The organism is Streptomyces olivaceoviridis (assembly GCF_014650115.1).
GTDB lineage: Bacteria > Actinomycetota > Actinomycetes > Streptomycetales > Streptomycetaceae > Streptomyces > Streptomyces olivaceoviridis.
Genome location: NZ_BMUI01000001.1, coordinates 829665 through 841135 on the forward strand (window position 1 = coordinate 829665; position 11471 = coordinate 841135).

The 11471-nt window shown below is 72.8% G+C and carries 8 protein-coding genes; 6 read left to right on the forward strand and 2 right to left on the reverse strand.

The features are described from left to right. Positions 1-99 precede the first annotated feature (99 nt). Both IE273_RS03760 and IE273_RS03765 read left to right on the forward strand, forming a co-directional pair. Positions 100-1371, forward strand: coding sequence for a glycosyltransferase 87 family protein (locus IE273_RS03760; protein WP_189813649.1), 1272 nt, complete (start codon positions 100-102; stop codon positions 1369-1371). Between the two features lie 66 nt (positions 1372-1437). Continuing rightward, positions 1438-3054 (forward strand): glycosyltransferase family 2 protein, encoded by a 1617-nt coding sequence (locus tag IE273_RS03765; RefSeq protein ID WP_189813723.1) that lies wholly within the window; start codon positions 1438-1440, stop codon positions 3052-3054. 212 nt (positions 3055-3266) lie between these two features. On the opposite strand, the gene IE273_RS03770 is transcribed toward IE273_RS03765, so the two are convergent. Then, positions 3267-3905: a TetR/AcrR family transcriptional regulator gene (locus tag IE273_RS03770; protein ID WP_189813650.1), complete on the reverse strand. Its 639-nt coding sequence runs from the start codon at positions 3903-3905 to the stop codon at positions 3267-3269. 203 nt (positions 3906-4108) lie between these two features. Here IE273_RS03770 and IE273_RS03775 point away from each other — a divergent pair, with 203 nt between their 5' ends. The 4 genes from IE273_RS03775 to IE273_RS03790 all read left to right on the forward strand — a co-directional run bounded on the left by IE273_RS03775 (position 4109) and on the right by IE273_RS03790 (position 9889). Continuing rightward, positions 4109-5023: an ABC transporter permease gene (locus tag IE273_RS03775; protein WP_189813651.1), complete on the forward strand. Its 915-nt coding sequence runs from the start codon at positions 4109-4111 to the stop codon at positions 5021-5023. Then, the gene (locus IE273_RS03780) at positions 5016-5915 is read left to right on the forward strand and encodes an ABC transporter ATP-binding protein (RefSeq protein ID WP_189813652.1); all 900 of its coding nucleotides are present in this window, start codon (positions 5016-5018) and stop codon (positions 5913-5915) included. Before IE273_RS03775 ends, IE273_RS03780 begins: the two co-directional genes overlap by 8 nt. A 102-nt stretch (positions 5916-6017) precedes the next feature. Further along, entirely contained in the window at positions 6018-8228 is a 2211-nt protein-coding gene (locus IE273_RS03785; RefSeq protein ID WP_189813653.1) for a CDP-glycerol glycerophosphotransferase family protein, read from the forward strand. After that, a complete protein-coding gene (locus IE273_RS03790; protein WP_189813654.1) occupies positions 8225-9889 on the forward strand; it encodes a glycosyltransferase family 2 protein in 1665 nt (554 codons plus the stop codon). Before IE273_RS03785 ends, IE273_RS03790 begins: the two co-directional genes overlap by 4 nt. 37 nt (positions 9890-9926) lie before the next feature. Here IE273_RS03790 and IE273_RS03795 read toward each other — a convergent pair whose 3' ends face one another. Beyond that, the gene (locus IE273_RS03795) at positions 9927-11369 is read right to left on the reverse strand and encodes a hypothetical protein (RefSeq protein ID WP_189813655.1); all 1443 of its coding nucleotides are present in this window, start codon (positions 11367-11369) and stop codon (positions 9927-9929) included. Positions 11370-11471: the final 102 nt, after the last annotated feature.

The window sequence follows — 11471 nt, forward strand, 5'->3', positions numbered from 1 at the left end:
GTTCACCATGGCCCGATCTCTTGCGATTAGCCAATATTTGCGGCCCTTGACGGCGTATCAGCATGAATACACCATGCGTACCGCTTAGGCTCCCATGTGATGAACCGTCTCCGTGTCACCCCCGGCCCGGTCCTCACCCTCGCCGTCCTGTGGCTCACCACCCGCGCCCTGATGCTGTGGCTGCTCGTCCACGGCGGCGCCCCGCCGCTGGGCGGCGGTTCGGTGACCCGTGAGGTGTGGCGGCTGTACTTCCACTGGTACGGCGTCCTCGCGCACGGTTCCTTCCCGGTGCACGACACGCTGTGGCAGTACCCGCCGGGCGCGGGCGCGGTGCTGCTGGCGCCGGGCCTGCTGCCGGGCCTGACGTACTTCGAGGCGTTCGTGGCGCTCACGCTGGCCGTGGACGCGCTGACCGCGCTCGCGCTGCTCCGCGCGGGCACCCGGCCCGGGCGGAGCCTGCTCGGGGCGGCCCTGTGGACCGGCGGTCTGCCGCTGCTGCTGCACATGCCGCTCGCCCGGTACGACGTCCAGGTCACCGCCCTGGCCGTGCTGTCCCTGCTGGCCTCGGCGCGCTCCCCGCGCGCGGGCGGTGTGCTCGCGGCACTGGGCGCGCTGGTGAAGGTGTGGCCGGCGCTGGTGCTGCTGGGCACGCCCCGGGGCCGGCCGACGCGCACGGCGTGGGCGTGGGGGGCGTGGGCCGGGGTCGCGTGCCTGGCCGTGCTCGCGGCCCTCTTCACGCATCCGCTGTCCTTCCTGCGGGAGCAGGGCGGCCGGGGCGTGCAGATCGAGTCGCTCGGCGGTACGGCGCTCAATCTGGCCCGGCACTTCGGCTGGCCGGGCCGGGTCCGCTACCAGTACGGCGCGATGGAGATGACCGGCCCCCATGTGCACGCCGTCGCCACCGCCTCGCTGGCGCTGACGGCTGTCGCCTTCGGGCTGCTGGTGCTGTGGCGGGTGCGGGCGCGGCACTGGAGCGCGGCGACGCCGTACGACGCGGCGCTGAGCGCGGTGCTGCTGTTCACGGTCACCAGCCGGGTCATCAGCCCCCAGTACATGATCTGGCTGATCGGGCTGGCCGCCGTGTGCCTGACCTCGCGGCACACCGGCCAGCGGCCGGTGGCGGTGCTGATCCTCCTGGCCTCCGCGCTGAGCACGGTCGCGTTCCCGATGCACTACCGCGAGGTGATCGACGGCAGTTGGACCGGGTGCCTGCTGATGCTGTCCCGGAACGGGCTGCTGACGGCCGCCGCCGTGTTGTCCTTCGTACGGCTGTGGCGGTCCACGCGGCCACCGGCCGAGAAGTCGGTGCCGCGGACGCAACCCAGGCCCGGTTCCGACCGTCTTCCGGAGCGAGTACTGACCATCTCTTAAGCGAGTACCAAGCTCCTCTTAACGGCGTATTGCCGAAGCTTCCTATGCTCCCGGCCCGTGGACTCCATGCATCCAGAACCGCGAGACCCGCATCCGGCACCGGTGGCCCAGGTCGCCGTGGTCGTCATCGGCTACAACGACCGCGCCCATGTGGGCGAGGCCGTCCGCTCGGCGCTGGCGCAGGGGCCCGCGGTCGCCGAGGTGATCGCCGTGGACGACTGCTCCACGGACGGCAGCGACGCACTGCTCACCGGGCTGGCCGCCGGAGAGCCGCGGCTGCGGGTGGTGCGCCGGAGCGTGAACAGCGGCGGCTGCGGCAGTCCGCGCAACACCGGGATCGACGCGGCGACCGCGCCGTACGTGATGTTCCTGGACAGCGACGACGTGCTGCCGCCCGGCGCGGTGGACGCGCTGCTGGCGGCGGCCACGGATGCGCGCGCCCAGGTCGCGAGCGGGCTGTGTGTGCGCCGGGAGCTGCCGTCGGGGCGCGAACAGCCCTGGCAGGCGCCCCTGTACACGGCCCACTGCGTCCTCGCGCGCCCCTCGCAGCACCCCCGGCTGGTCCACGACACGCTGTGCGTCAACAAGCTGTACCGCACCGACTTCCTGCGCGACCACGGCATCCGCTTTCCCGAGGGCCGCTTCCTCTACGAGGACTTCGTCTTCACCGCGCGCGTGCTGGCCGCGTCCCCGCGCATGGCGCTGGTGCCGGACCGCGTGTACGTGTGGCAGGTACGCCGGTCGGCCGGGCGGCTGTCGCTCTCGCTGGACCGGGGCGGCATCGAGAACTGGACGGCGCGCGTCCAGGCGTGCGCGCTGGCGTACGACATCCTGCTGGGCACCGGGCAGAAGGAGCTGGCGCGGGCGGCACGCGCCAAGTTCCTCGACCACGACGTGCGCATGTACGCGCGCGAGCTGGGGTTGCGCGACGCGCCCTACCGGCGTGCCTGGTGGGAGCACACCCGGGCGTACCTCGCGCGCTACGACGCGGCCGACCGGGAGCTGGACCCCGACGCCCCCGGCCGGCTGCTCGCGCGGGTCGTCCTGGCCTCCCCCGAGCCGCGTGACCTGCCCCGCCTGCGCGAACTCGCCGCCCGCCCGGCCCGTCTGCTCCCGCCGTACGCCCGCACCCCCGAGGGCGACCCGGTCTGGTCCGCCGACCTCCCCGAGGTATTCCTGGGCCCCCTGCTGACCCGGCCCGTCGCCGCGCTGCCGCTCGCGGTGGACGCGGAACTGCGCCCCCGCGCGCGGGCCTCGGTGCTGCGCCTGAGGCTGCACGAGCTGTACGGGAAGGTGGCCGAGGCGGGCCCGCCCGAGGTGGACGTGGCGTGGCACGCGCGCGAGGACGAGCGCGGGCGCGGACGCACGACGGTGGCACTCACGCCCTCCGGCCCGGACAGCTGGTCCGCCGAGGTGCCCGTCGACCTGGCGGGGCTCGGCTCGGGCACCTGGGACCTGCGCCTGACCCTCCGCTTCCCGGACGGCACCCGGCGCGAGACCACGGCGCACGCCCTCGCGGGCGCGGGCCTGCTGCGCCGGCGCGCCGTGCCGAGCGCCCTGCACGGCGTGCTCCTGGCACAGCCGTACGCCACGCACTCCGGCGCGCTGGCCCTGCGGGTGGCCACCGGACTCCACGGCGTGCTGACCGTGGTCCGCGGCCGGCTCCGCCGCCTGCGCCACTGAGACACGGGCCGACCGGAGAGGGGGTGGCCGGGACGATCCGGTTGACCACCGGCGGCGCCGGACGCACCGGGGCGCACGTCGCACGGGCGACGTGATCGCGTCGGCGCCGGAGGGCCGGGTACGGCGGCGTCCGGAGGCGGCTCGGTCGCAGAAGGCCCGCCGCCGGGGCCCGGGGCCGTACGCCCCGCACCCCTTCGGGGCGCCTCAGCGCCTCACAGCGCCTTCAGCGCGCCCGCCGTCGCCCGCGCCAGCTTCTCCAGGTACCCCTTCGGCGGTTTCGGGGAGCGGATGACCACCGAGCGCCAGTACAGCGGCCCGGAGATCAGGTCCAGGGCCAGGTCGGGATCGATGCCCGCGCGGACCTCGCCCCGCCCCTCGGCCGCCGCCACGATCCTGCTCGCGACCCCTTCCTGCCCGTCCCGCAGCGCCTTCTGGAAGGCCTCCGCGATCTCGGGATTGCGGGCCGCCTCGGCCTGGAGGTCGGGGATGATCTGGGACGCGACCGGATGGCGCAGGGCGCGGGACGTGAGCTCGTAGAGGAGCCGCAGGTCACCCTCCAGGGAGCCGGTGTCGGGCACCGGGAACCCGGTCACCGCCATCGCCGAGACGACGTCCAGGACCAGGTGGAGCTTCGAACGCCACCGCCGGTAGACCGCCGTCTTGCCGACCCCGGCCCGCCGGGCGATCCCCTCGATGGACATGCGCGCGTAACCGACCGCCGCCAGTTCCTCGAAGACGGCGGCGCGGATCGCCTCGGTCACGTCCTCCCGGAGCACGGCCGCCCCGGCGGGCGCCCGGCGGCGCGGACGCGCCGGTGGCTCGTCGGCGGACTCGGCGGCGTTCGTCGTCATACCCACAGCATAGGGCGTTACGACGAAACGGTTGCGTTCCGACGTCTGTTGCGCCTACGCTCGCGTTGCGACGATACGGTCCCGTCCCGACGTAAGAGAACGTGAAGAGAAGCGTAAGGAAACGCCGGACGACGGGCACGGACGCGGCGGTCCGGCGAAGGCCGGGCGCAGCACCCCCCTCCCCCCGAGCGAAAGCAGCGGATGTGAGCCAGGTCCTCCACACACCGCCCCCCACCCGGGCCCCGGCAGACGACGATCTCGCGGCGCTGGCCGCCCGGCACGGCCTGTCGGTCAGCGGCGCCCGCCCCACCCTGCCGGAGTACGTCCGCCAGCTGTGGGCCCGCCGCCACTTCATCGGCGCCTTCGCCACCGCCAAGCTCACCGCGCAGTACAGCCAGGCGAAGCTCGGCCAGGTCTGGCAGGTCATGACCCCGCTGCTGAACGCGGCGGTCTACTACTTCATCTTCGGCGTGCTGCTCGGCACCAAGCACAACGTGCCCGACTACGTGCCGTTCCTGGTCACGGGCGTGTTCATCTGGACCTTCACGCAGAGCTCGATCATGGCGGGCACCCGGGCCATCTCCGGCAACCTCGGCCTGGTCCGCGCCCTGCACTTCCCGCGCGCCGCCCTGCCGATCTCCTTCGCGCTCCAGCAGCTCCAGCAGCTGCTGTTCTCGATGGCCGCGCTGGTCGTCATCCTGCTCTGCTTCGGCGTACCGGTCTCCGTCTCCTGGGTGCTGGCCCTGCCGGCCCTGGCGCTCCAGTTCACGTTCAACGCCGGCGTGTCGATGGTCATGGCGCGCATGGGCGCGAAGACCCCGGACATCGCCCAGCTGATGCCGTTCGTGCTGCGCACCTGGATGTACGTGTCCGGCGTGATGTGGAGCATCGACAAGCTGGCCGACAAGGACGACCTGCCGCACATCGTCACCGTCCTGCTGGAGATCAACCCGGCCGCCGTCTACATCGACCTCATGCGGTTCGCGCTGATCGACAGCTTCCACGCGAGCCAGCTGCCCCCGCACGTGTGGGCGGCGGCGATCGGCTGGGCCCTGGCCGCGGGCATCGGCGGCTTCATCTACTTCTGGAAGGCTGAGGAGACGTACGGCCGTGGCTGAGCGCAGCGAAGAGAAGGTCCCCACCGTCGTCGCCGACCGCGTCGACATCGTCTACCGGGTGAACGGCACCGGCGCCGGGCGGGGCTCCGCCACCGCCGCCCTCAACCGCATCCTCCGTCGCAAGCAGACCGAGAAGGCGGCCGGCGTGCGCAAGGTGCACGCGGTGAAGAAGGTGTCGTTCGTCGCCCACAAGGGGGAGGCGATCGGGCTCATCGGGACGAACGGCTCCGGCAAGTCGACCCTGCTGAAGGCGGTCGCGGGCCTGCTCCCGGTGGAGAACGGGCGTATCTACACCGACGGCCAGCCCTCCCTGCTGGGTGTCAACGCGGCCCTGATGAACGACCTCACGGGTGAGCGGAACGTCTTCCTCGGCGGGCTCGCCATGGGCATGTCCCGGGAGCAGATCAAGGAGCGCTACCAGGGCATCGTGGACTTCTCGGGCATCAACGAGAAGGGCGACTTCATCACCCTGCCGATGCGCACGTACTCCTCCGGCATGGCGGCGCGCCTGCGCTTCTCCATCGCAGCAGCCAAGGACCACGACGTCCTGCTGATCGACGAGGCGCTGGCCACCGGCGACCGCTCCTTCCAGAAGCGCTCCGAGGCGCGGATCCGCGAGCTGCGGCAGCACGCGGGCACGGTCTTCCTGGTCAGCCACAACAACAAGTCGATCCGTGACACCTGCGAGCGGGTCCTGTGGCTGGAACGCGGCGAACTGCGCATGGACGGGCCGACCGAGGACGTCATGAAGGAGTACGAGGCGTTCACCGGCGACAAGAAACCGGCCCCGAAGAAGCCCGCGCCGAAAGCGGATGCCGCAAAAGCGAAGTCGGCCGCCACAAACGCGGACACACCGCAACCGGACGCCCCGAAAGTCGGTCTTCCTTCCTGAGCGCAGCTCTTACGCCAACCGTAGTTATCCCTTTCATCCTCTTAATGACAGTATGTTATGAAGGGGGCGCCGGGAGACGACGAGTCGAAGGAGTCCATCGCGATGCCCCAGTTGAGCGTGATCGTCCACGGGCCGAACGCACAGGGGCATCTGACCGACCTGCTGGACTCCTTGGAGGCCCACCCCCTCACCGACGTCGAGGTGATCGTCGCCGCCGTCGGCGACTGGGCCCTGGAGACGGCCGAGCACCACGCACTGGAGACGATCGTCGTCGCGCTGCCGGACGGCACCGGTGACCCGGCGGCCCGGGCGGCCGGCGCCGCCCGGGCGTCCGGCCGCTGGCTGCACTTCGTCCACGCCAAGGACGGCCTGCCGGCCGGCGCGCCCCGCCTGATCGCCGAGCGGACCGCGGAACTGGACGCCACCGCCCGCGCCGAGCCCGTCGACGTCCTCCTCTTCGACCACGTCACCACCACCTGGCAGACCGCCGCCAGACCCTCCCGCGACGGCCGCCACCTCGCCGCCGTCGGCCGGGCGGGCCGGCCCCTGGACGAGGCCGCCGACCTGCTGCGGCTCACCCCGCTGCTGGGCAACCGCGCCCTGCGCACCGCGTTCTGGCGCGCCCACGAGGAACGGCTGAACACCGACGACGAGCCGCGCGCCGCCCACGCGGCCCTGCTGTACGCCGGCCGGGTCGCCTGCCTCAACCAGACGGCGTACGAACACCGCGTGCTGCGCCCCGAGAGCCTGCCCCCGCGCTCCCCCGAGGACCGGCTCCGGCTCATCGACCGCTACGAGTCCCTGCTGCCGCTCACCAGGGACCGCCGCGCCCCCCGCGCGGTGCTGTACGACCTGATGGTGCGCGACCTCATCCGCACCTTCGCCCGCGAGGAACTGCCCGACCCGGTGGCCCGCGAGTTCTTCCGCCGCGCCTCCGTGGCCGCGGTCCGCTGGCGCCCCGAGGACCACCGGCGCCCGGCGGGCCTGGAGGGCGTCCGGCACGCGCTGCTGGAGGAGGGCGCGTACACCAAGTACCGCGCGTTCCAGGCCGCCAACCGCACCCGCCGCGCCGCCCGCAAGGCCGTACGCACCCGCAAGCGGCAGCTGAGCACCAGGATCCGCGACCACCAGTACCAGCGCGCCCTGAGCCGCCCGGTGGACCCGAACCTCGCCGTGTTCGCGGCCTACTGGGACCGCGGCGTGGCCTGCAACCCGGCCGCCATCGCCGCCAAGCTCGCCGAACTCGCCCCGCACATCCGCCCGGTGTGGGTGGTGACCAAGCAGAGCGAGGCCCTGCTGCCGCCCGGCACCGACCACGTCGTCCCCGGCACCCGCCGCTACTGGGAGACCCTCGCCACCGCCAAGTACCTGACGAACAACGTCAACTTCCCGAACGCGGTGGTCAAACGCCCGGACGCCGTCCACCTCCAGACCCACCACGGCACCCCGCTCAAGCGCATGGGCCTGGACCAGATGGACCACCCGGCCGCCGCCAAGGGCCTGGACTTCGCCGCCCTGCTGACCCGGGTCGACAAGTGGGACTACAGCGTCAGCGCCAACAGCCACTCCACCCGTATGTGGGAACGCGCCTACCCGTCCCGCTACACGTCCCTGGACCACGGCTACCCGCGCAACGACGTCTTCTACACGGCCACCGCCGCCGACGTCCGCGCGGCCCGCGACCGCCTCGGCATCGCCCCGGGCAGCACCGCCGTCCTGTACGCCCCCACCCACCGCGACTACGAGGCCGGCTACACCCCCCGCCTCGACCTCGCCGCCCTCGCCGACCGCCTCGGCGACGACACCGTCCTCCTCGTCCGCGCACACTACTTCTACGGCGGCGCCGCCTCCCCGCTGACCGGCCTGCGCCGCTCCGGCCGGATCATCGACGTCTCCTCCTACGACCCCGTCGAGGAGCTGTGCCTGGCCGCCGACGCGCTGGTCACGGACTACTCGTCGATCATGTTCGACTACGCCAACCTGAACCGGCCGATCGTGATCTACGCCGACGACTGGGAGACGTACCGGACCACCCGCGGCGTCTACTTCGACCTGATGGCCGAGCACCCCGGCCAGGTCGCCCGCACCCAGGAGGAGCTGGCCGAGACCTTCCTCTCCGGCGCCTGGCGCGACGAGAGCGCGGCCAAGGCGCGGGCCGCGTTCCGGCGCCGGTTCTGCGAGTACGACGACGGGCGCGCCGCCGAACGGGTCGTACGCCGGGTGTTCCTGGGCGAACCGGAGGACGCGCTGCCGCCCGTGCTCCCCATCGAGGACCGCACCCCCGCCCCGACGCCCGAGGAGGCCACGGCATGACCCGCCCCGACGTCACGGTCACGGTCATCGTCTACAACGACGCGGCCCGGCTGCCCCGCGCGGTCGCCTCGCTGCGCGCGCAGACCCACGCGAACATCGAGATCGTCATCAGCGACGACCACTCGACGGACGGGACCCCGACGGTGGCCCGGGAGCTGGCAGCCCAGGACCACCGCATCCGCTACATCCGGCTGCCCGAGAACAGCGGCGGGTGCAGCGCGCCGCGCAACCGGGCCATCGAGATCGCCCGCGCGCCGTACCTGATGTTCCTCGACAGCGACGACGAACTCCCGCCGCGCGCCGTCGAGTCGCTGCTCGCCGCGCACCGCGAGCGGGACGTCGACTTCACCATGGGAGCGGTCCGCCGGGTCCGGGTGGACAACGGCCGCCGCTCGACCTGGATGCCGCACCTGGTCGCCGAGCGCCGCACGCTGGAGGGCATCGAGGCGGACCCGCGTCTCCTCTTCGAGCACCTGTCGACGAGCAAGATGTACGCGCGCGCCTTCCTCGACCGGCACCAGCTGCGCTTCCCCGAGGGCATCCACTACGAGGACCAGCTGTTCTCGGCGCAGGCGTACTGCCTGGCGGAGGCGTTCACGATCATCCCGGACCCGGTGTACGTCTGGTACATCGAGCCGTTCGCGGACGCGTCCTCCGCGTCCATCTCCAACCAGCGGCACAAGATCTCCAACGTCGGCGACCGCGTGCACGTCCAGCGGCTGATCGACGAGTTCCTGGTGAGCAGCGGGCACGCGGGGCTGCGGGAGGACAAGGACTACAAGTTCCTCAAGCACGACTTCCGGATGTACGCCGGTGACCTGCCGTACCGGGACGAGGAGTGGCTGACGTCCTTCGCTCAGATCATGAACCCCTACCTGGACACGCTCTCCCCCGAGGCGTACGGCCGGCTGCCGCGCGCCGAGCGGGTGGTGCTGGAGCTGCTGCGGGACGGCCGCACGGCCGAGGCCCGGCTGGCGGCGCGCGGACTGGGGCACGCGGTGGCACCGCGGCGGGTGACGGCCGACGGTACGGGGGTCCCGTACTGGGGTGACACCGTGCCCTCGACGGACCGCGCCCGCCGCGAACTGGACCTTTCCGAGCTGGAGTTGGACACCCGGCCGTTCCCGACCGCCCTGTTCCGTCACGAGATCACGGAGCTGACGCCCGGGGCGGGCGCGACCCTGACCCTGGCGATCCGCACCTACGACCCCGGCCTGCGCCTGCCGGTCGGGCCCCAGCGCGCGTCCCTGCTCCTGAGCCCCGGCCGACGCCGCATGACGGTCCCCTTCCGTCTGGACCCGGTCCGCCCCGGCGTCTTCGAGGGCACGGTCCGCCTCGACCTCGTGTCCGCGCCGGTCCCGCTCCACGGTTTCCAGGGCGTACGACACCCCCTCGTCCGCCTGGAACAGCAGGGCCTGTCCAACTCCGGTCTGCTCCTGGCCCCGTTGGACTTCCCCACCCGCACCGCCCGCATCGACTACCACTCCGGGGCGGCCCCGCACGAACTCACCGTCGAACCGGAAGGCCGCAACCCCGGCCGCCTCCAGCTCCGCTGGCGTCCGGTGGGGGTGACGGCCCGGATCACCCGGCCCGCCGTCCGCCGTCTGGCCCGGCCCCGCGTCCGGAACGCCGCGCGGCTGGTGGCCAGTGTGCTGAAGTAACGGGGAGAACAGCGCCGTCGGGGTTCTCGTGAGCAGCTCAGGGGGCCACTCGGTACAGGATCTGCCCGCCCGGACCGACGGCCGTCCTGCGGAGCCACGGTGCCTCGCTGCCCCCCACGACCCACTTCACCCCGTACTCCCGCAGGATCCCCCGCCGTTCCGCGACGCCCGCCGCCGGCGAGAAGTACCGCTCCACCGCCGCCTCCCTCCGCCCGGCGTCCGGAAGGAAGAAATCCGGGTACCCGGGCGCCACGGTGTACGGACCGTACGCGGGGATCTGCCGGGCCGGGAACCTACGCGCCATCACCACGTCTCCGTACCGCACCCCCGCCCGCATGATCCACTGGTAACCCGCCCACGGCGTCCGGTACTTCGCCGCGACGACCCCGGGCAGCGCGCCCCGCGGCACCGCGTACCCGAGTGTCCCGGCCTGCGTCCACGCCCCCACCGCCAGCGCGGCGAGCAGCACGCACGCCCACCCCCGCCGCACCAGGACCCGCCCCGCCGACACCGCCTCCAGCGCCGCCGCGAGCTGCGCCGGGATCAGCGCGGCGGGCAGGGCGCGGCCCCAGGAGTAGTGGCCGGTCAGACCCCCCGCCGCGAACACCAGCGCGCCGAACAGGAAGAAGAGGGCGAGGGGGTCGCGGTGGTCCCTGCGCAGGCGGAGGCCCAGCGCCGCCACCCCGAGCAGCACCAGCCCGAACCGCCCGGCCAGGTGCTGGTACAGCGGCCGGTGGACGGCCTCCAGGTCCGCGCCCGCGGAGAACAGCGCGAAGAAGTCGTAGTACGGCCAGAGCCACAGCACCAGCAGGCCCAGGAGCAACCCGGCGCCCAGCCGGAGCAGCGCCCCGCGCGCCGGCCGCGCCGCGAGCACCATCGCCAGTCCGCCCAACGAGGCCACCACGCCGGTGAACTGGTGGCACAGCAGGATCACCGCCCACAGCGCACCCAGCCCCAGGCACGCCCCCCACGTCGCCTCCCCGCGCACCGTCCGCGTCAGCCAGGTCCAGAAGTGGAAGGTGAGCCCGAGCGCGAACACGCTGGGGTACGACACCGTCAGCGCGAGGGAGTTCAGCCCGAGGAAGCCGCTCCAGTTGAACAGCAGCGGCCCCCAGAGGAAGACCAGGCTCAGGAAGGCCAGCGCGGGGGCGGCGCGGTGGCCGCTCAGCGTACGGACGTAGCGTCGGACGCCCGTCACCAGCAGCCCCAGCCCGGTGAGCGCGGCCAGGCGCAGCACCACGAAGACCGACAGGCCCGTCAGCCTGGCGACGGTGCCGAGCAGCAGCATCCAGGGCGAGTGGTACGGGCTCGGCGTGTCAGCGTCGACCAACGGGTTGCCGGGGTGCAGCAGGCTGTGCCGGAAGCGCTGGACCGTAGCCGCGTGCATGCCGAGGTCACCCGCCCACGGCAGGCGGACGACGACACACAACATCAGCACCACGACGAGCGCGGCGGCGACCTGCGGCAGCTCACGGCCCACGCGTGAAGCGGAGCCGCCCGGTGGTGCCGTACGGCCCACCTGTTCGGTGTCAGACGGCGCGGTGTGCACACGCCGACCCTATCCGAACCCTCGCGAAGAGCA

Bases quoted from the DNA above. Each gene is read 5' to 3' on its own strand.
- IE273_RS03760 (WP_189813649.1), top strand. From the start codon at position 100: ATGAACCGTCTCCGTGTCACCCCCGGCCCGGTCCTCACCCTCGCCGTC.
- IE273_RS03765 (WP_189813723.1), top strand. From the start codon at position 1,438: ATGCATCCAGAACCGCGAGACCCGCATCCGGCACCGGTGGCCCAGGTC.
- IE273_RS03770 (WP_189813650.1), bottom strand. From the start codon at position 3,905: ATGACGACGAACGCCGCCGAGTCCGCCGACGAGCCACCGGCGCGTCCG.
- IE273_RS03785 (WP_189813653.1), top strand. From the start codon at position 6,018: ATGCCCCAGTTGAGCGTGATCGTCCACGGGCCGAACGCACAGGGGCAT.
- IE273_RS03790 (WP_189813654.1), top strand. From the start codon at position 8,225: ATGACCCGCCCCGACGTCACGGTCACGGTCATCGTCTACAACGACGCG.